This is a genomic window from Aestuariirhabdus sp. LZHN29 (assembly GCF_049985285.1).
Classification (GTDB): domain Bacteria; phylum Pseudomonadota; class Gammaproteobacteria; order Pseudomonadales; family Aestuariirhabdaceae; genus Aestuariirhabdus.
On the sequence record NZ_JBNIEU010000002.1, the window covers coordinates 95,994 to 116,176 of the forward strand.

At 57.0% G+C, this 20,183-nt stretch carries 19 protein-coding genes; 11 read left to right on the forward strand and 8 right to left on the reverse strand.

The window, feature by feature from the left end; translation table 11 throughout:
• The first annotated feature begins 32 nt into the window (after positions 1–32).
• The gene (locus ACP3PW_RS07085; RefSeq protein ID WP_426415994.1) at positions 33–3,797 is read left to right on the forward strand and encodes an EAL domain-containing protein; all 3,765 of its coding nucleotides are present in this window, start codon (positions 33–35) and stop codon (positions 3,795–3,797) included.
• 115 nt (positions 3,798–3,912) lie between these two features.
• On the opposite strand, the gene accC is transcribed toward ACP3PW_RS07085, so the two are convergent.
• From accC to dsbD, 4 genes are all read right to left on the reverse strand, one after another.
• Positions 3,913–5,253, reverse strand: a complete 1,341-nt coding sequence (gene accC / locus ACP3PW_RS07090) for an acetyl-CoA carboxylase biotin carboxylase subunit (protein ID WP_426415995.1) — start codon at positions 5,251–5,253, stop codon at positions 3,913–3,915.
• A gap of 30 nt (positions 5,254–5,283) precedes the next feature.
• Positions 5,284–5,742, reverse strand: a complete 459-nt coding sequence (gene accB, locus ACP3PW_RS07095) for an acetyl-CoA carboxylase biotin carboxyl carrier protein (protein ID WP_426415996.1) — start codon at positions 5,740–5,742, stop codon at positions 5,284–5,286.
• Between the two features lie 51 nt (positions 5,743–5,793).
• A complete protein-coding gene (gene aroQ / locus ACP3PW_RS07100) occupies positions 5,794–6,240 on the reverse strand; it encodes a type II 3-dehydroquinate dehydratase (protein ID WP_426415997.1) in 447 nt (148 codons plus the stop codon).
• Positions 6,241–6,429: 189 nt separating this feature from the next.
• Positions 6,430–8,259, reverse strand: a complete 1,830-nt coding sequence (dsbD, locus tag ACP3PW_RS07105) for a protein-disulfide reductase DsbD (protein ID WP_426415998.1) — start codon at positions 8,257–8,259, stop codon at positions 6,430–6,432.
• Between the two features lie 289 nt (positions 8,260–8,548).
• Between dsbD and ACP3PW_RS07110 the strand changes: the two genes are divergently transcribed.
• From ACP3PW_RS07110 to ACP3PW_RS07125, 4 genes are all read left to right on the forward strand, one after another.
• The gene (locus tag ACP3PW_RS07110) at positions 8,549–9,235 is read left to right on the forward strand and encodes a hypothetical protein (protein ID WP_426415999.1); all 687 of its coding nucleotides are present in this window, start codon (positions 8,549–8,551) and stop codon (positions 9,233–9,235) included.
• 103 nt (positions 9,236–9,338) lie between these two features.
• Positions 9,339–10,391, forward strand: coding sequence for a DUF2333 family protein (locus ACP3PW_RS07115; protein ID WP_426416000.1), 1,053 nt, complete (start codon positions 9,339–9,341; stop codon positions 10,389–10,391).
• Positions 10,392–10,394: 3 nt separating this feature from the next.
• Positions 10,395–10,724, forward strand: a complete 330-nt coding sequence (gene yciH, locus ACP3PW_RS07120) for a stress response translation initiation inhibitor YciH (RefSeq protein WP_426416001.1) — start codon at positions 10,395–10,397, stop codon at positions 10,722–10,724.
• A gap of 92 nt (positions 10,725–10,816) precedes the next feature.
• Positions 10,817–11,095 (forward strand): hypothetical protein, encoded by a 279-nt coding sequence (locus tag ACP3PW_RS07125; protein ID WP_426416002.1) that lies wholly within the window; start codon positions 10,817–10,819, stop codon positions 11,093–11,095.
• Here the strand turns inward: ACP3PW_RS07125 and ACP3PW_RS07130 are convergent.
• Positions 11,092–11,673, reverse strand: a complete 582-nt coding sequence (locus ACP3PW_RS07130; RefSeq protein ID WP_426416003.1) for a Crp/Fnr family transcriptional regulator — start codon at positions 11,671–11,673, stop codon at positions 11,092–11,094. The two genes, ACP3PW_RS07125 and ACP3PW_RS07130, sit on opposite strands and share 4 nt — an antisense overlap.
• Positions 11,674–11,789: 116 nt before the next feature.
• On the opposite strand from ACP3PW_RS07130, the gene ACP3PW_RS07135 reads away from it, so the two are divergent.
• From ACP3PW_RS07135 to ACP3PW_RS07145, 3 genes are all read left to right on the forward strand, one after another.
• On the forward strand, positions 11,790–12,596 hold the full coding sequence (locus tag ACP3PW_RS07135) for an SDR family oxidoreductase (protein WP_426416004.1): 807 nt from the start codon (positions 11,790–11,792) through the stop codon (positions 12,594–12,596).
• Positions 12,597–12,598: 2 nt separating this feature from the next.
• Positions 12,599–13,486, forward strand: a complete 888-nt coding sequence (locus tag ACP3PW_RS07140) for a bile acid:sodium symporter family protein (protein WP_426416005.1) — start codon at positions 12,599–12,601, stop codon at positions 13,484–13,486.
• A 142-nt stretch (positions 13,487–13,628) separates the two neighbouring features.
• On the forward strand, positions 13,629–15,314 hold the full coding sequence (locus tag ACP3PW_RS07145) for a phytoene desaturase family protein (protein ID WP_426416006.1): 1,686 nt from the start codon (positions 13,629–13,631) through the stop codon (positions 15,312–15,314).
• A gap of 48 nt (positions 15,315–15,362) precedes the next feature.
• Here the strand turns inward: ACP3PW_RS07145 and ACP3PW_RS07150 are convergent, their stop codons facing one another.
• Positions 15,363–16,172: an acyl-CoA thioesterase gene (locus ACP3PW_RS07150; RefSeq protein WP_426416007.1), complete on the reverse strand. Its 810-nt coding sequence runs from the start codon at positions 16,170–16,172 to the stop codon at positions 15,363–15,365.
• A 76-nt stretch (positions 16,173–16,248) separates the two neighbouring features.
• A complete protein-coding gene (locus ACP3PW_RS07155) occupies positions 16,249–16,911 on the reverse strand; it encodes a flagellar brake protein (protein WP_426416008.1) in 663 nt (220 codons plus the stop codon).
• Positions 16,912–17,054: 143 nt separating this feature from the next.
• Between ACP3PW_RS07155 and ACP3PW_RS07160 the strand changes: the two genes are divergently transcribed.
• Genes ACP3PW_RS07160 through ACP3PW_RS07170 form a run of 3 tightly spaced genes read left to right on the forward strand, consistent with a single transcriptional unit; the run spans position 17,055 to position 18,819 of the window.
• On the forward strand, positions 17,055–17,402 hold the full coding sequence (locus ACP3PW_RS07160; RefSeq protein WP_426416009.1) for a DUF2956 domain-containing protein: 348 nt from the start codon (positions 17,055–17,057) through the stop codon (positions 17,400–17,402).
• 22 nt (positions 17,403–17,424) lie between these two features.
• A complete protein-coding gene (locus tag ACP3PW_RS07165; protein ID WP_426416010.1) occupies positions 17,425–18,171 on the forward strand; it encodes an SDR family oxidoreductase in 747 nt (248 codons plus the stop codon).
• A gap of 21 nt (positions 18,172–18,192) precedes the next feature.
• Entirely contained in the window at positions 18,193–18,819 is a 627-nt protein-coding gene (locus ACP3PW_RS07170; RefSeq protein ID WP_426416011.1) for a class I SAM-dependent methyltransferase, read from the forward strand.
• On the opposite strand, the gene ACP3PW_RS07175 is transcribed toward ACP3PW_RS07170, so the two are convergent.
• On the reverse strand, positions 18,816–19,988 hold the full coding sequence (locus ACP3PW_RS07175; protein ID WP_426416012.1) for an alkane 1-monooxygenase: 1,173 nt from the start codon (positions 19,986–19,988) through the stop codon (positions 18,816–18,818). The genes ACP3PW_RS07170 and ACP3PW_RS07175 overlap by 4 nt on opposite strands.
• Positions 19,989–20,183 lie beyond the last annotated feature (195 nt).

Sequence of the window (20,183 nt, forward strand, 5' to 3'; positions counted from 1 at the left end):
TCGTATGATTGCACTAAATGTAACCTGACATTATGACCGACACCGATAATACCAACGCCCATGACCTGGCGGTGGGTCAGCAGACCCAAAACCTGCTTAGCCACCTGCCGGTACTGGTGTGGGTGGTCAATCGTGCAGGAAAGGTTGTGCACGTGGAGGGGAAGGCACTGACCGTTTTTGGCGGCAGTGAGCAGAGCTGGATCGGGCAGACGGCAGCGAGCCTGTTTGACGATAGCAAAGCCAAGTTGCGGGGCATCTCCCAGGCGTTAAAAGGGATCCACAGCAGTGATACCAGCCAGGTTCACGGCCGCTGGTTTGAAACCCACTACAGCCCATGGTTTGATGCCAACGGCGTGATCGAAGGGGTTAGTGGGCTGTCCATTGACGTCAGTGAACGTCAGGAGCTATCCCAGCAGCTAGGGAATATCGCCAAGGGGGTTTCGGCCGAAACCGGTGAACCCTTTTTTAAAGCCCTGACCTTTCATCTGGCACAGGTGCTGGATGTCGACATGGTTTTTGTTGGTCGCTTGTCGGATGAGGGCGATGCCATTATTACCTGCGCAGTCTACGCGGACGGCCAGGAGTCGGAAAATTTCACCTACCTGCTGGCCGATACCCCCTGCGAAAATGTACTCGATACCGGCATGTGCACTTATCCGGATAACGTTCACCGTACCTTTGCCAGGGACAGGGATCTGACGGAAAAGAACATTCGTGGGTACGTGGGCGCTCCCCTGTGTGATTCGTCGGGCGCTGTGTTGGGCATAATGGTGGTGCTGTCGCGTAGGCCGCTGGAGGATGTATCGCGAGTGGAGAACCTGCTCACGATCTTCTCCTCTCGCGCCGCCGCCGAATTGCAGCGCGAGCGTGATGACCGCCAGCTCATGATGATCTCCCAGGTGGTTGAACAGGGGCCGGCGGCGGTGGTAATCACCGACGCCGAGGGGGTGATTGAATACGTTAACCCAAGCTTTACCGAACGCATGGGGTATCGCCTGGGGGACCTTCGGGGGCAAACGCCACGGGCGATTAAAAGCGGGCAGACCCCGGCCGATGTCTATCGTGATATGTGGGCCACCATAAAATCGGGTGAGGTGTGGAAGGGGGTGCTGGTCAATCGGGCCCGTGATGGTCGCGAGGTGGTGGAAAACCAAACCATTGCGCCGATCAAGGATGAAACCGGGTGCGTGACCCATTATGTTGCGATGAAGGAGGATCTCTCCCAGCTTCATCACTCCGAAGCCAGCCTGCGCCGTATCAACAATATGCTGACCATGTTGTCTGAGTGCAATCAGGCGTTGGTGCGCTCGGTCTCCGAGAAACAGCTACTCGAAAGTGTGATTCAGATGATCGCCCGTCTGGGAGAGTATGAGTTGGTGTGGTTTGGTGTGCGCGAAGCCGATGCGATGAAGCCTTTGATGGTGGCGGGCAGTCGCGCCGAAGCCATGGCCACAATCCATTGTGACCCGGAGATGATTCGGTGTTCGAACCGGGCCCGCGAAACCCGCAACTGCAACTCATTGGTATTACCCGATGATGAAGGGGCGGCAATGCCTGCGAGCCTGCAGGCCGAGCAGATACGCAGTGCCATCGTACTACCGGTTGTTCATGTTGAGCAGGATATCGAGGGTAGTTTGTGGATACTGAGCGGCCTGGAGCAGGCATTTGACCCTCAACTGCGCAAGCTGCTGGAGGAGTTGGCCGAGGACCTGGCATTTGGATTGTCAATGCTGCGCACTCGTCAGGCACTAAAGGAGAGTGAAGCTCAGTTTCGATCTCTGGCCGATGATTCGATGGTTGGTGTTTACATGATCCAGAACGGTCGTTTTGTCTATGCAAACCCCGAGATGCACCGGGTATTTGGTTATGACTGTGGAGAGATTGTTGGCGAAAAAACGGTTCGTGAGCTGGTAGCGCCAGAGGATCGTCAGCGGGTCGAGCAGAACCTGTCCCGGCGAATGCAGGGAGAGGTGAACAGCATACACTATGACTTTGTGGGACTGCGCAAGGATGGAGCCCGGGTGATGGTAGATGTCTACGGCGCTCGCACCAAATACCAGGGAGAAGCATCGGTAGTCGGTACGCTACTCGATATCACCGAGCGCAGTGAAACCCAAACCCAATTGGAGCTAATGCAGCGGGCGATCTCTGCTGCGGGTGAAGGGATTGCTATCGCCGATATGACCCAGCCGGATCTGCCGGTGGTGTACGTTAACCCGGCGTTTGAGATGATTACCGGCTACACCCTTGACGAGATGAAAGGCAAAGATGCACGCCACTTGCTCGGAGACGACGTCGATGTTTCCGCGCTGGAGAAAGTACGTCAGGCTCTGAAAAAGGGTAAGAGTGCTACGGTGGAGATGCGTGGCTACCATCGCAATGGCAGCCTGTTTTGGTGTGAACTATCGGTTGCGCCGGTGCGCAACAGCGACCGTCGGGTGACCCATTATATCGCCGTCATCGGCGATATCTCCGAGCGTAAAAATCATGAGCACCAGCTGGAAAAACTGAGCAATTACGACCTCCTCACCGGCCTGGCCAACAAGGCGTTGATGCGCGACCGCCTGGCCCAGTCATTGATTCAGGCCAAGCGCCGTGGACAGGTGGTATCCTTGCTGATGATCGACCTGGATCGCTTTCGTATGCTGACCCAGAGTGTCGGGGTGGCGGTAACCGATCAGGTACTGAAACGCGTCGGGCAGCGACTGGAGGCGGTCACTCGCCAGGGGGACACGGTGGCGCGGCTGGAATCCGACAACTACGCCATCGTATTGAGTGACCTTGCCAGCATTGACGATGTGGCACCCAAGGCCCGTGAAGTAATGGAAGCGGTGTCGCGCGCGATGGATTTAGGAACCCTGAGCGTAAACCTGACCTGCAGTATTGGCGTCGCGGTTTCACCCCAGGATGGAGATGATGTACAGGCGTTGATTCGTAACGCCGAGGCGGCACTGTTTAAAGCGATGGAGGAGAAGAACACCTTTAGTTTTTACACCAGTGCGCTCAACTCAACGGCACATCAGCGGCTATCGTTGGAAGGGGAGTTGCGTCAGGCTTGCGCTCGTAATGAGTTTGAACTGTTTTATCAACCCAAGGTTGCACTGAAAAACTCTCGCGTGATCGGGGTGGAGGCGTTAATTCGCTGGAACCACCCAACCCGAGGGCTGGTATCACCGGTTGAGTTTATTCCGATTGCCGAAGACAGCGGAATGATTACGGAGATTGGAGCCTGGGCGCTGGAGGAAGCCTGCAACGCTATGGTGCGCATCAACAGCGGTAATAGCATGAATCTGTCGGTGGCGGTCAACCTGTCGGCTCGTCAGTTTAATGATACCCATTTGTGCCAGCGTATCGAGACGGTGTTGCAGCAATCCGGGCTTGATCCGCGATTGCTGGAGCTGGAGCTCACCGAAAGCATGTTAATGCACGAGCCGGAGCAGGCGCTCTCAATCCTCGACAAAATAAAGGAGCTGGGTCCTACGGTTGCGCTGGATGATTTTGGAACCGGTTACTCGTCGTTGGCGTATCTCAAACGATTCCCCATCGACACCCTTAAAATAGACCGCTCTTTTATTCTCGATATAGCCGAAGATAGTCAGGATCGGGCGATCACCCGCGCGGTTATTGTGCTGGCCGAAACATTGGGGTTGACGGTTGTTGCCGAGGGAATCGAGTCTGAATACCAGCGAGAGTTCCTTGTGAACGAAGGCTGTTATTCCATGCAGGGGTTTCTTTTCAGTCGTCCTATTCCGGAAGCCGAGCTGATGGTATTGCTGGAAGCACACCGCAAGCATTGATCTGTAATTTGTGATGAATGGTCATAAATTTACGGGATGGCAAAATCCCAATAAAAAGTCCAAAAAAAAGCCCGACAGAATATCGGGCTTTTTTTTGGCGATCACTGCTCGATGATTAGTCGGACAGCTTCTTCTCAAGGTAATGGATGTTAACGCAGCCGGTGATGAACGCAGCGTCACGAACCAGATCCTGCTGCAACGGGATGTTGGTGCGAATACCTTCGATTACGATCTCCTCCAGCGCCTGGCGCATACGGCGCAGCGCCACATCGCGGGTGTCACCATGGGTGATGACCTTGGCGATCAGGGAGTCGTAGTAGGGAGGTACCGTATAGTCACTGTACAGGTGTGAGTCGGTACGAACGCCGAATCCACCTGGTGAGTGGTAACGGGTTACCGTACCGGGGCAGGGCATAAACGTCTTGGGATCTTCGGCATTGATGCGGCACTCGAACGCATGGCCATTGATCTTGATATCCTCCTGCTTCAGCGACAACGGTTCGCCGCTGGCAATCAGCAGTTGCTCTTTCACAATATCAACGCCGGTGATCATCTCGGTGACCGGGTGCTCCACCTGAACACGGGTGTTCATCTCGATGAAATAGAAACCGCCATCCTCATACAGGAATTCGAAGGTGCCGGCACCACTGTATCCGATATCGATGCAGGCCTTCACGCAGCTGTCGGCCACCTTCAAGCGTATGTCGTCGGGGATTCCCGGCGCAGGAGCCTCTTCCAGAACCTTCTGGTGACGACGCTGCAAAGAGCAGTCACGGTCAAACAGGTGTACCGCATGGCCCTGACCATCGGCCAGTACCTGAATCTCGACATGACGAGGATTTTGCAGGAACTTCTCCATGTACACGGTGCCGTCACCAAAGGCTGCCTGGGCTTCACTCTGGGTGATGGTGATGGAGCTGAGCAGGGCCGCTTCACCATGGACAACGCGCATACCCCGACCACCGCCACCAGCAGCCGCCTTGATAATAACCGGGTAGCCGATTTCGCGGGCAAGTTTGATGGTTCGCTCGGGGTTATCGTTAAGGGCGCCATTGGAGCCGGGTACCGTCGGTACTCCCGCCTTGCGCATTGCCTCAATGGCAGACACTTTGTCCCCCATTAGACGGATAACTTTTGCACTGGGCCCAATAAATTTGAAACCGCTGCGCTCGACCTGCTCGGCGAAATCGGCATTCTCTGCAAGAAAACCGTAGCCGGGGTGGATGGCGGTGGAGTCGGTTACCTCGGCCGCGGCAATGATCGCCGGTATATTGAGGTAGCTATTCAATGGACTGTTGGGGCCGATGCAGACAGCCTCGTCGGCAAGTCGCACGTGTTTCAAATTGCGGTCAGCTTCGGAGTAAACGGCAACGGTTTTGATGCCCAGCACCTTGCAGGCTCGCAAGATGCGTAGGGCAATTTCGCCTCGGTTGGCGATAAGCACTTTTTCCAGCATGGTAGGATCCTGTCCTGGTCGGTGGACGAATTACACGATGGTGAACAGAGATTGGCCGAATTCAACCGGCTGGCCCGTTTCTACCAACACCGCCTCGATGACGCCGGATTTATCGGCCTCGATCTGGTTCATCATCTTCATCGCCTCGACGATGCAGAGAGTGTCACCAACTTTGACGTGTTGGCCAACTTCAACAAAATTCGCTGAACCGGGAGATGGTGCGCTGTAGAAGGTTCCTACCATCGGGCTGGTCACCTGGTGGCCGGACGTGGCGGGAGCTGCCTCTTTTTCAACCGGAGCGGCTGGCGCTGGAGCCGCTGCAACCGGCGCGGGGGCTGCTGGAGCCATTGCCACCGGTGCTGCCGCTACCATACCGCGACCGGAGTTACGGCTGATGCGAACGGATTCCTCACCCTCTTTGATCTCCAGTTCGTCGATACCGGATTCTTCGAGTAGTTCAATCAGTTTTTTTACTTTTCTGATGTCCATGGTCAGTCTCTTTGTTAAGTAGTGGGGGCAGGTGACGCCTGCGGGTAATCGCTATTCGCCCTGATTGATCTGTTTCAGGGCGGCCTGAAGTGCGAGTTCATATCCCTGGGGTCCAAGACCACAGATCACCCCTATGGCCAGATCGGAAAAGTAGGAGTGGTGACGAAATGGCTCGCGTTGATGCACATTTGACAGGTGCACCTCGATAAAGGGGATCTCCACCGCTGCCAGCGCATCGCGCAGGGCGACACTGGTATGGGTAAAGGCCGCCGGATTGATAATGATGAACTGAATGCCTTCGCGGCGAGCGTCGTGGATACGTTCGATCAGTTCGTATTCCGCATTGCTTTGCAGGCACTGTAGGTGGTGTCCCGCCTCCTGGGCCTGACGAACCAGTACGCTGTTAATCTCTTCCAGGGTGTCGGCACCGTAAATTGCAGGCTCTCGGGTGCCCAGCAGGTTCAGATTGGGACCATTGAGTACGAGGATGCTTGCCATGGACAGGGGTCTCTAGCGGGACGGGTTAAAACACTGTGGTGAATAGCGATGATTTTGACCGATCTTGCAGCCAAATGTCCATAACTGGCGTGTAACAGGAGGTTACCGGGCAGTTACATAGAGGGTAAATGTGATCTGGTTTTGGTTTATAGGGATAAAGCGTGACCCAGGAGTCAGATTTTGTGTGGGTCAGCTCTCACTCAGGGCCCGGCGCAGCGTATCCCTGAGTGAGGATACGGAGGGCTCACCCTGCACGCGCAGGTTGGTTATCTCGTTGCCCTGGCGGTCATAAAACAGGAAGGCGGGGGGGCCAAACAGGTTAAACGCCTTGAGTAGCGCTTGCTGTTCGGCCTGATTATCGGTGACATCTGCCCGGATCAGTGTGAAACGCTGCAGCTGGCTATGAATTTCGGGGAGCGGAAAAATCTCTCTTTCAGTCACTTTGCAGGATATACACCAGTCGGCATAAAAATCGACGAACACCGGCTGGCCCTGGTCGCCAGCGGTTGCGACAGCCTGTTGCAGGCCCGCCAGACTGGTGATGGTAGAAAACTTGAGTTCGGACGCCGGCTGGGAGGGTAATCCGCTGCTCGCCGCTGCAAATTTAAACTGCAGAGGACGCAGGGGGTCGACATTGCCCTGAGCAGCCCCAATGACCAGGCAGCCCCCGTAGATCAACATGATCAGCCCTAGCCCCTGCCACAGAGCCTGCCACCCTTTCTGGCCGTGGAATGTGAGGGCACCCATGTAGATGGCCGATACTACCAGCAAGGCAGCCCACAGCATGAGTGTGACAGGGCCGGGCAGCAACCGCTCCAGCATCCAGATAGCGACGCCCAGCAGCATAACGCCAAACACGGCTTTAACGCTCTCCATCCAGGCGCCGGCCTTAGGCAATAAACTACCCCCGCCCACGGCTAGCAGAAGCAGCGGGATGCCCATGCCGAGACCCAGCGCGAACAGTGCAAACCCGCCCAGTAGAGCGTCTCCGGTGGCACTAATATACACCAGGGCACCGGCAAGTGGGGCAGTGACGCAGGGGGATACGACCAGTGAAGAGATCACGCCCATCAGCAGTGCGCCCCCCAGGCTGCCCCCTCGCGAGCGATCACTGAGACTCTGTACCCGGTTTCGCAGGGAACTGGGCAGTTGCAGCTCGTAAAAGCCAAACATGGATAGGGAGAGCAAAACAAAGAGCCCGGCAAAGGGGATTAACACCCAGGGTGACTGCAGTTTTGCCTGCAGGTTCAGTCCGGCGCCGAAATACCCCATCAGGGTTCCTGCGATGGCAAAGGTAAGGGCCATACCCAACACGTAGGCGCTGCTGTAGGCGATAGTGTGTCCTCGGCTGGGCGGATGCTGGCCATTGCCGACAATCAGGCTGGAAAGAATGGGCACCATAGGCAGTACGCAGGGGGTGAAGGTTAGCCCCAGGCCGGCCAGCAGGAATAGGCCGATCACCACCATCCAGCTGCTGTCGCTGAGCAGGCGGGTGAACTGTTGATCTTCGCTACCGGGTGTGTCCGTGGCGACGCTGGCTAGGGAGGGTTGAGTTATTCCGGGTTGATCCAGCAGCGCAATGCGCACGGTATGGGGGGGATAGCACAGTCCGGCGTCTGCGCAGCCCTGAAAGGTGACATCCAGTTCAAGGAAATCACCTGCCTGGGGGATGATCAGGGGGATGGTAACGTCGCTGGTGTAGACCTCCAGTTCCTGCTGCTGGAACTGATCGTATTTGGGTTTGCCGGGGGGTAACTGGGCGGGATGCAACGGGGTGCCGCCATCGACGGTAACAAACTTGAAGCGGTTGTTGTAAAGGTAGTGGGCCTTGGTAACCGTAAAGTGAATATTGGCGAGATCGCCGTCCAGGGTGCCATTTACCTGAAACGCCTCATCCACAGGCAGAAACTCTCCCGCACCGGACTGGGGATCGCCGAACAGACCTCCAAATGCCGCGCCGTGGGCGGAATGACCAAACAGGACAACAAATAATATAAGTAGGTGACGTGTGATTCTCATTACGGCTCGTACAGGGTGGTTAGGGCGCTATCAGCTGGGATTCAGTGGTGTCTCAGCGGTGACCGTTAATAGGACACCGAAACCCGTGACAAGTTTTCAATGCTACCACAGCCGGTGTCAGGAGCGGATGATCCGAGTCTACATTTCGATGGCGATCGCTACCCTCGAGTCGACATTTTTACCGGGCCCCTGCCCGAAGTCGAGCCCCAAGCGCCACTCTATGTTGACGGCATCCCGTGGGCGATGAGTTAATGAGGGTTGAATTATCGAAGATGGGGAGTTTGCAGGGGTGATTGCTGTTCGAGTGTTAATGTTGCTGGGAGTGCTGGCCGTTTCCGGTTGCGCCATGGATTTTTCGCGAAGCGGGCAGGCCTCTGCGGTTGATCCGCTGTCGGAGCAGCAGCGTCTGCAATCACGCATCGCCTGGTTGTTGCTCGAAGCCGATGAGGCCTACGCACGTCAGCAGCTAACCACCCCCGAGGGGGATAACGCTCTCGCCCGCTACAAGGATGTGCTGCGGCTGCAGCCGGGAAACCTGGAGGCGCAGCAGGGCCTGGAGCGGATCGTTGCCAGGTATCTGGGCTGGGCCAAGTCCGCAGTTGAACGGGGCGATCGCTCCAAAGCCCAAACCTATCTCGACCGTGCGCGCATGGTGTTGCCTAACTCAAAAAAAGTTATTGATGCACAGGCAGGACTCGCCAGTGCCGGTGCGGTGCAGTCCTCGGCCGATGAATTTCCCCTTGAGCGAGGAGAGTTAAAACAGCGCAGCTCGAAATTGTCGGCGCTTTTGGCTGAGATCGGGCGCAAGGTGGAACAGAGGCAGGCATTCTTCCTTATTGTTGCGCCGAATGACGCTGATGGGCGATGGATCTTCCAGCAGATGCAAAAAGGCGCATCGGCACGACTTCGTGGAAATATTGAAATTGGATCTCGGCCCCGGGTGCGTATTCAACAGAAACCGGGTACCCGCGGCTAGCTCCCGGTGGATGGTGTGATACCATCCGCTGCCAAGGACTACACTTAGCCTTGTTGCGCTAACGGCCGGTTAGCGGCACTGACCCATAGAGGATAAAACGACGATGGCATTGACAGATCTCAAGGATCGATGGACAGATTTTTCTGTAGATGCGCGCGCCTACCTGGGCGGCAGCTTTGTTAGCAAGGTGATCTTTGCTTTGGTGCTGCTTTATCTGCTACTGGTGATTGTGCTGGGGTTCTATTGGAGCATCGAGCCCGGGCCCTTCTCTGTGCGGGAAAACGCCACCCGGATGGCCGCTGAGCAGCAACGCCAGGTTGTGTCCGGTTACACGACTACGGCGACCCTGGTGAGGGTGGCCGAGACGCTGTTGGATAAGCCCGGTGGCTACCTCTACAACGACCTGTTTCCCCCAGGGTTGATGATCGACAATATGCCGAGCTGGGAGTACGGCGTATTGATTCAGATGCGTGACCTGTCCCGGGGTATGCGCAAGGACCTGAGTCGCTCCCAAAGCCAGTCCAAGGAGGATCCGGATCTGGCCATCGCCGAGCCCCAGTTTAACTTTGATGCCAACAGCTGGATGCTGCCCTCTTCAGAAAAAGAGTACCGGCGTGGCATTCGCATGTTGAAACGGTATCTGGATCGGCTCTCCGATCCCCAGCAACCCAACGCCCAGTTTTACTCTCGGGCGGACAACTTGAACAACTGGTTGGCGGATGTCAGCGCTCGCCTCGGTAGCCTGTCCCAGCGCCTCAGTGCCAGTGTAGGCAAGGTGCGTATCAACACCGATCTGGCAGGGGATCGCAGCGCTACCCAGTCGACCCAGACCAGTGATGAGATCGTCGTCAAAACGCCCTGGTTGCAGATCGATGATGTGTTTTATGAAAGCCGGGGCAGTGCCTGGGCCTTGATCCACATTTTGCAGGCGATCGAAGTAGATTTTGCCGATGTCCTTAAGGATAAAAATGCACTGGTGTCGGTGCGCCAGATAATTCGTGAGCTCGAAGCCACTCAGGAAACCATGTGGAGTCCGATGGTTCTCAATGGCAGCGGCTTCGGCGTACTGGCCAACCACTCTCTGGTGATGGCGTCCTATATCTCCAGGGCTAATGCCGCCATTTTGGACCTGCGGGCGTTATTAACACAGGGGTAAGGGATGAAAGAACGTAATAGTCGGCTGGTGTACTCGACCGATAGTGGGCGTGTTAAGCAAGACCCCTCGGCAGGCAGCGAATCTCTGCCGGGTGACGGTAAGGTGAGAGTTAGTCGTGAAACCAAAGGGCGTGGCGGAAAAACTGTAACCATTATCAGTGGTCTTCCGCTTGCCGGGAAAGAGCTAAAAGAGCTGGGCAAAAAACTCAAACAGCGATGCGGGACGGGCGGTGCAGTCAAGGATGGTGTGGTAGAAATTCAGGGTGATCACTGCGCGTCGTTGGTGGAAGAGCTGAAAAAACAGGGCTTTGACGCCAAGCGCAGCGGTGGCTGATAGCAAAAGGTCTAATTAGCACGGGTGTTGGCCACTGATAGCATCGGCAGGCGTTGGCCATTCACCGCAACAATAACAACAATTGGCGAATTATGAATTATCACAACCAGTTAACCTACGTTTTACTGACCTCTCCCAGTTACCTGTTTATGAGCTTCCTGCTCTACCCTTACGGCTATATCCTCTGGGGGATTGGTGGCTTGATACTCTATTTTTCAAGCACCATTTTTTATCGTGTGACCGTCACCCGTGCGGCCAACAATAACAAGTCTCCGGGGCTCTGGGCACTGATCTATATGGGCGCCCAGATATCGATGATAGCGATGTTGGTCATTGGCATCTACCTGAGTGCGATCCCTAAACAGGTTTAGCCTCGCTTTCGGCGCGAAAGCAGGCGGCTGAGGGCGACCGGAGTGATGCCCAGATAAGAGGCGATCATGTATTGCGGTGGTTTTTCGGCCAGCACGGCGAAGCGGTCGAGGTAGCGGTCGTAGCGCTGGTCAGCACTGAGTTGCAGTAGCTCAAACTCCCGCGCCTCTTTTTGTAAGAAGATATACTCGGCAAGCCGTCGCCCCAACTCCAGCCAGCAACGATCCTCTTGATAGCGTCGGGTCAGGCTATGGTAGGGCAGGGTGAGTACCCGCGCCGGGGTTACCGCGTGGATAAAGCCTCGTGATAGCTCGCCTTGCAGCAGCTCCGCAAGCGGGGCCAGCAAGTCGCCCGGGCCGTGAAAGTGCTTGGTGAACTCCTTCCCCTCGTGAGACAGGTAGTAGGTACGGCAAAGACCCTCGCAGACCAGATACGCCATCAACGGCTGCTCCCCGGGTTGCAGTAGCAGATCCCCTTTGTGCAGCGGTAGTTCGCCGATTTCGGCCTCAAGATCGACCCACAGGTGCGTCGGTATGGGCGCGAAGTTGCTGAGGATACGATAGGCATCGGGGTAAAGCATGGGGTTAACCTGAGTTAATGACAGGGAGGGAGGGGAACTCCTACACTGCAAAAAAGAATAACAGGCCGATGATACGCACTCCAGTGTGGATCACCGGCAGTGCGGAGAACTAACAGATGTATCAGCTTGCGGATCGAGTAGTTCTGGTTACCGGTGCCAGTGGCGGACTGGGCAAGGCTCTTTGTGGGCAACTGCTTGGTAGAGGTGCTCGGGTTGCTGCGGTCGATGTTGATACCAGGGCCCTGGAGTTGCTCGCGGGAGAGTTGGGCCAGGATCGCCTCAAGACCTATCCGCTGGATATCACCCGTCGCTCAGCCTGTGTGGAGGTTGTCGAGCAGGTAGTGGCCGAATGGGACGCTATCGATATTGTGATAAATAATGCCGGGGTGACCCATTTCAGTCGGTTCGACGACAGCGATCTTGAGGTGCTGAAGCGGGTCATCGATATTAACCTGATGGGAACGCTGAACATTACACAGGCTGCGCTGCCCTCGATCATCGCTCGTCAGGGAATGGTGGTGGGGCTCTCCAGTGTGGCCGGTTTTTCCCCCCTCTATGGGCGCAGTGCCTACAGTGCGAGCAAGCACGGTCTTGAGGGCTTTCTCTCTACGCTGCGGGCGGAGTTGCTGGAGCGAGGTGTGCGGGTATTGATGGTCTGCCCGGCGTTTATCCAGACCCAGCCTGCACAGCGGAGCGGGGCTGTTGCCCAGGGCGTCGCCCGCCCTGGCCTGGCGGCGGCGACCAGCGGGCGAGTGATGGGTCCTGAAGAGGCCGCATCGGCTATCGTCAAGGCGATGGAGCGCGAACGGCGTCGGTTACTGTTGGGCAAGGTTGCCCTGTTTGCCTGGATTGCGGGACGTTTCTTTCCCCGTTTATATGAGCAGATCATGATCAGGCAGACTCGCAGCGAAGTGGAGTCCTGACGATGGAACCGATAATCGGGTACGACCAGAGCCAGCAGTGGGTGCTCAACGCTATTCTTGCACTGATAACGCTCGGTATCGCGCTGGAACTTCGTGTGGCTGACTTTATTGCGGTGCTGCGCCAGCCGCGAGCCATTGTGGCGGGCGCGCTGGCGCAGCTGTTGTTTTTGCCGGCAGCGACCTGGGTGCTGATTTCGTTGATACCCATGCATCCGGGCATCGCCCTTGGGTTGCTGATGGCAGCGTGCTGTCCCGGGGGAGGCATGTCCAACTTCTTTACCAGTTTGGCCAAGGGTAATGTGGCGTTATCGGTATCGATGACCGCTATATCCTCGTCCATAGCGATGTTGATGCTACCGCTCAATTTTCTCTTCTGGGCGGGTATTAACAGCGACACCAGTGAGCTGCTTCGCGCCTTCGATATCGATCGCGGGGAGTTTATCCTCAATCTGCTGTTGATTCTGTTGATTCCGCTATTGGTGGGTCTTCTGATCCGTCATTTTTGGGCAGGCTTTGCGCAGGGGTTGATGAAACCGTTGCGCATTTTTTCACTGCTGGCGCTGGTGACCTTTGTGTTGGCGGGAGTCGGCGGCAACTTGCAGCTGTTTAACGCCGTTATGGCGCCGGTTTTACTGCTGGTGACTTTCCATAACGCGATGGCGCTTGCTATTGGCTACCTGATGTCGACCCTGGCCCGGCTCAGGGCCTATGATCGGCGGGCGATCACCCTTGAGGTAGGAATTCAGAATAACGGCCTGGGCCTGGCGATTATTTTTGCTTTCTTTGATGGTAATGGGCACATGGCGCTCGTCGCCGCCTGGTGGGGTATCTGGCATTTGGTGTCGGGCTCTGTTGTTGTCTGGCGTTTCTCCCGCACCCCTTTGGCATAGGGGTGTTTCTCCAAAGCGTGTGGGATGTCTCAATCTGGTTGGAGGGTCGCCTCGCTGTAGGCGCGCGACTGGTTTAGACTCGGATTTTTGTGCTCGGGTAGTGGCTGAGCATACCACCGACTAATCAGGCGCAGGACGCGAAATGACACAGCAAGGGGAGCGGGGTAATCCGTTACGGATTGGTAGGCGTTACCGGAGTCAGCGCATTGAGGGCTGCTTTGATGCCGTTATTATTGGTTCCGGACCTGCCGGACTCGCTGCGGGCGTTTGCCTCTCAAAAAGCGGTAAGCGGGTATTGGTGCTGGAGCAGCACTATACGGCGGGCGGCTTTAGCCATAGCTATAGCCGTCATGGGTATGAGTGGGATGTTGGCGTCCATTACATTGGCGACGTGGGCCACCGGGGAACGGTATCCAGCCGCCTCTGCGATTACCTTACCGACCGTCGACTGCGTTGGGCCTACATGGGCGACAACTACGATCGCTTCTATATTGGCGGCGAGCAGTTTGACCTGGTAGCGGGAGAAAAGGCACTTCGCGATGAGCTGGCGAGTCGCTTTCCCGATGATACTGAAGCGATTGATCGCTACCTGGATATGATTCGACAGGTGTCCAAAGCGATGCCCGGTGTGTCCGTTGATAAACTCTTGCCGCGCTGGATGGGGGCGCTGCGCCGCTTTATATGGCCGGCGCCCGAATACCTCAACCGTACCACCTACCAGGTGCTGCGCGACCTGACACCCAATGAAAAACTGATCGCCGTGCTCTGCGGTCAGTACGGTGACAATGGCCTACCACCACGACGTTCCAGTTTTCTGATTCACGCGCTTATTGCGCGTCACTACCTCAACGGGGGGTACTACCCCATCGGTGGAGCATCCAAAATAGCGGACGGTCTGTTGGCACCGATTAAGCAGGCTGGCGGTGAAGTGTTCACCTACGCCCGTGTCGAGCAGATTCTGGTGGAATCGGGACGCGCCGTTGGAGTGCGTATGGCAGATGGGTTTGAGATTCGAAGCCCGGTGGTGATCAGCGCTTGCGGGGTTTTCAATACCTTCAAACGGTTGCTGCCTGATGCTGCCGCCCGGGCTGGCAGTTACCGGGAAAAGCTGCACGCAGTGCGTCCGGCGATGGCCCATGTCGGGGTGTATATTGGCATTCGCGAGAGCGCGGAGTCTTTGGGGTTGGGGAAGACCAACCTATGGATCTACCCGGACGAATTTCATGATGCCAACCTGGAGAGCTTTTCCCAGGATATGCGCCGCCCCTTTCCTGCGGTTTATATCTCATTTCCTTCCGCTAAAGACCCCAGCTGGGATGAGCGTTATCCCGGGCGCGCCACCATTGAGATCGTGGCCCCCACTCCCTGGAAATGGTTTGCTCGCTGGCAGGACACTCCCTGGGGGAAACGCGGGGAGGAGTATGAGGCGCTAAAGGTGCAGCTGGGTCGTCGTTTGCTAGAGGTGTTGTACGAAAAGCACCCGCAGTTGCGCGGTAAGATCGATTATTATGAAGTGTCGACGCCGCTCTCCACCCGCCATTTTGGCAACTATGGTCATGGTGAGATCTACGGAATTGATCATGATCCCCGCCGCTTTGAGCAGCACTGGCTGCGGCCGAAAACCTCAATTAAGGGCCTCTACCTAAGCGGGCAAGACACCTTGACCTGCGGCATCATGGGGGCGATGTGCAGCGGTGCGATAACCGCTGTATCGGTACTGGGGTGGCGCTCTATCGGAATGTTGCGAGCGCTCGCACGCCGTCAGCCCCGCAGGAGGGACAACGCATCGGTGCCGATGCCAGCACCGGTGGCGCGTGAACCCGGCTAAGTTGCGGCTGGGATCTGCCGCGCAGGTCGCAGGGGACGGTTGGTAAAGCTACCGGCGTGCTTTATCGTAAACGGCGATGAGTTGTCGGCTCAGCGCCAGCAGGTGTCCGTCGGGGTGATACACCCGAGCCTCGGTGTGAGCATAACCATGGTGCGCCATCTTGATCTGTGCCTCATAGAACAACCACTCGCTGCCATTCATAGGCTGTTCCAGCAAAGCGATCGGGTATGCCAACTCGAGGCTCCAGGTCACCGTTGCACAGGGACAGGGGCGTTTGAGTTTCTGGATAACGGTAGGTGGCCAGGCGTCGATTAACGCCACCAGGTGCGCGTTAGTGAAGGTCTCCGGTTGACGGGCAAAACGCATCCAGCCGCTCATGTGGTCGTGGGGGCTGTTGGAGAAGGGCAAGCCGCCGCTGCTGTACACGAAGTCGATGTGCTGGACGAACTCCGGGGTGATTCCCGCAAGGTATCCGAATCGCCTGCCCTGCTCGACACCGGGTAGGGCCGGGTGAGCAGGGCGAAGTTCCAGCTCGGAGTCGCGCTCGATGCCATAGCAGGCGCTGAGTTGGCAGGCCACGCGCTCATGTTGCAGCGCGCGTCCGCTGTATTGGGAGATAGAGCCACCGGAGGAGAGTTCGTCGGTACTAATGCTGCAATCATGATCCGTTATCAGGGCGCCGCTGAAGTTCACCTGCACCGAGCGCAGGATTCGTTGCTCGGGAACCCGTGCATCAATCGCACTCAATACCAGCGCAGCGCTCAAACCGCCAAACGTCGTGTTTCCCTGGCCCCAGCTAGGGTTAATCGTGAGCGATTCGCCGTTGGCGGCACGTTTAAGGTATGGGTCAATTTCCACGGCTTGGTCCCCCGATTTCAAGAGTCCATAGCATAGGTGAGCCGAGGCTCAGTGCAAGGATGATTCGGGAGTGATTTTAACGCAGGTTGGAGTAGACGTAAGCGTGCAGTAACAGCTTGTCCTGCTCCTCCAGGTCTCCAAACAGGATCCCGTAGGCGACATTGCAATCGGCCAGGCGACAGCTGTCCAGCTCCGCGCGAACCTCGCCTTTGAGTGCCAGTACCCGGCTAATACCCGCCACCTCCAGCTTCGCGGTAACGGTGAGATTATCGCCGGTTTTTGCGAACAGCTGTCGGCTTTCTATGCGGCAGCCCCCCGTACTGAGGTCAACGATGGTGGCGGGTACTTTTTCGTCATTGATCAGCACCGAGGCGATCTGCTTGACCTCAATGCGCACGGCCCTGCGTACTTCATCGGTGGCAATATGTTCCGGGTAGCTCAGGTGCAAGCTGGGAAAGGGCACCATGGATACGTGGATGACCTGGGTGCTGAATGCGACTGCCGAGTTGGTTTCGTTGGAGAAAAAACGAACGTTTACCTTGTCGTGGGGGCGTGCGGAGCGTGGACCACCGTTAACCACGGGGGTGGTGACGATAAGGCTGGCTCCGGCAAGGTAGCCCACCAGGCGTGAACGTTCGCGAACGTCCTCGGAGTGGTGAAACTGCAACTGCAGTTGCAGTCCGGGCATTAGTTTTAGGTCGTCCAGTGTCATCGCGGTCTTTATTATTGATTGTTGCATGCACCCTATCAGTGACAGGAGAAGCTGACAAGCAGTGGCGCTCGGGGTTGGTCGGCTACGATCTGCCTGTGGTATGTTGGTGGTCGTGGATGTGGCCACAGTTCGTGGCTCTTTGGTGTTAGTACGGGAGTGTTATTCGCACTATGGCGAAGCAGAGTCGGGGAGAAAAACAGCGCGCTGAGCGCAGTGCAGAAGAGGCGCAGGCGATGGCCCGTGCGACCCAAAAGCCGGGGCAGAGCAAGGAGCAAACTCGTCTTATCGCCCAGGGCATACAAAAAGGAATCGAGCAGTACAAGGTGCAGCAGAAGGCGAAGGCAAGGGAGCTGGACAAGCGCCTTAAACAGGCCCGGCGGCCACAACAGCCTGCCGCCCAGGACAACGCCCAAGCTCCGGCTGCAGAGATTGTTTATCGCCAGCATTGGCTTCCCTGGGTGTTACTGGCGTTAAGCTGGGGGGGCTTTGGACTGGTTTGGTGGTCGAGTGCTGCCTAGGCCCATTACAGGGGGAGGGGTTATGAGCAAACGGTTACTGATAACCGGTGCCGGGCGCGGCATCGGTGCCGCGACAGCGCAAATCGCGGCCGAAAAGGGCTATCGGGTGATGGTTAATTACCGCGCTGATCGAATAGCGGCGGAATCCCTGGTGGCGCGCATTGTTGACCAAGGTGGCGAGGCGCTTTGCTGGCAAGCAGATATCGCCGACGAACAGGCGGTGTGCGAGATGTTTGCCGAGCTCGATCGTTGCTGGGGCGGGGTGGATGCTCTGGTGAATAACGCCGGCATACTGGAGACGCAATGCCGTCTCGAACAGATCGATGGTGGTCGTTTGCAGCGGGTGTTCGCCACTAATGTGTTCGGTAGTTTTTATTGTGCCCGAGAGGCGGTCAAGCGTATGTCGACTCGAAATGGAGGCGGTGGCGGCGCGATCGTCAATCTCTCCTCCATCGCGGCGAGCCTGGGCGCTCCCAATGAGTACCTGGACTACGCTGCGGCTAAAGGCGCCATCGACAGTTTTACCCGTGGCCTGGCCAAGGAGGTGGCCGAAGAGGGTATTCGTGTCAATGCAGTGCGCCCAGGAGTCATTGATACTCAAATTCACACCGCAGGGGGGGAGCCGGATAGGGTCACCCGTGTAGCGCAGTCGGTTCCGTTAAAGCGTGGGGGGACGGCGCAAGAGGTCGCGCAAGCTATTTTGTGGTTACTGTCCGATAAAGCATCCTACTGCACAGGAACCTTACTGGATGTGGCGGGTGGCCGCTAGTATGTATTGCGAGGGTTTGTCATGTCCAGGTTGATCGCCATGCTGTATGACCGCATGATGCAAGGCACCGAGCTTGCGTGTTTACAGCAGTGGCGAGGCGCACTGCTGGCAAACTGCTATGGTCGCGTGCTTGAGATCGGCGCGGGCACCGGTGCCAGTTTGCCGCTCTACCCGCCGGGTATTGACGAACTGCTGGTCAGCGAGCCCGATCCTGCAATGCGGCGCCAGTTGCAGCGCCGCATTGACAGCACCCGGGTAGCGTTCGCCACCGCGCTGGCAGATTACCAGGGTGAGCGGCTACTGGTCGACGATGAGTCGGTCGATTGTGTGGTGTCGAGTCTGGTGTTGTGTTCGGTGCACAATCAGGCGGGCACCCTGACGGAGATTTTTCGTGTCCTTAAGCCCGGCGGCCAGCTACTGTTTCTGGAGCATGTGGCCGCGCAAGAGGGAACGGGCAGGCATCGGTGGCAGCGCCTGGTCGAACCCCTGTGGAAACGCGTGGCGGGCAACTGCCATCTTACCCGTTGTACCGAGCAGGCCATTATAGAGGCCGGGTTTGAGCTTGCTCAGGTACAGCGCGAAAGCCTGCGCAAGGTGCCTCCCTTTGTGCGTCCGTCGATAAGGGGACTGGCTCGAAAACCGGGTTAGGGTTCCAGTTCGTAGCGAGCGATCAGCGCTTCCCGCCTGGAGGGATCGAAGTTGATATTCTGCGCTCGACCTTCGGCCCAACGGATCAGTCGTGGATTCATTACTCGATACCAGAGCGGGGGAAAATAGGCGATCAGGAACATCCCGAAATAGCCGTTGGGTAGCTCCGGCAAGTTGTCGAAGTGCCTTAACGACTGGAAGCGGCGGGTCGGGTAGGCGTGATGATCGGAGTGACGTTGCAGGTGAAACAGCGCCCAGTTTGAAAACAGGTGATTGCTATTCCACGAGTGGCGGGGCTGGCAGCGCTCGTAGCGGCCGTTCTCCTGTTTGTGTCGCAGTAGCCCGTAGTGTTCGACGTAGTTGGCGGAGGTGAGCTGGAACGCTCCCCATAAAGCGGTGATGGTTAGAAAGGGGATCATCACCCAGCCAAAGAGCGCAAGCAGCGTCGAATAGAGTACCAGGGTGATCGCCAGCGGCTGCAATATCTCATTGTGGTGGGACCAACGCGGCAGTTTGCGTTTGGCCAGGCGGGCAGATTCGAGGGACCAGGCGCGAAACCAGCCACCGGGTAGTTCGCGCAGGGCAAAGCGCCAGATGCTTTCCCCCATACGGGATGATGCGGAATCTTCAGGCGTGGCAACATCGCGGTGATGGCCCAGATTATGCTCCAGAGTGAAGTGACCATAGCCCCCCAGGGCGAGCACCATTTTTGCCAGATTTTTTTCCAGTCGACTGGGCTTATGGCCGATTTCGTGGCCGAGGTTCAGGCCATAGCCGCAGACACCCCCTGCGGTCAACGCCACCGCAACCAAGCCGTGCAGGGGCAGTTCATGGGTGCCCACAAACCAGGCGCAGGCAACGAAAAAGATCCATAGCAGGGGGACCAGTGCGTAGGTGATGTAACGGTAGTAACGATCCTGCTCCAGTAGCGGTACTACCTGTTCGGGTGGGTTACTGGTGTCTTCGCCGAGTAGTTGGTCGAGCAGGGGTACACCCAAGTAGTTGAATGCGACGGGCAACCATAGGACCCAAGCGTCGCCGGTTGCCAGATACAGGGCGGGTCCGAGCAGGGTGAGGGCTGGCACCAGTAGTGACACAAACCAGCTGTAACGCTTGTGGTCACGGTAGAGCGTGCCATCGGGGGTGGTGAAGGTCGCGGTCGCAGGCATATCAGGTTACCTCGGAGTCTGGTAACTAGTGTAGCCAACATAATGCGCCTCCGTTACCGGTAATCCCAGTGTTGAAAGCAGCAAGAGACCGTCATAATCTGACGGTCAGGTTTTGTCCAACCATTATAAAAGGGCTTAATCGAGGGGTATCATGATAGCAGCAGGAGGCGGTGCCGGGTGACAGCGGGTGCTCTT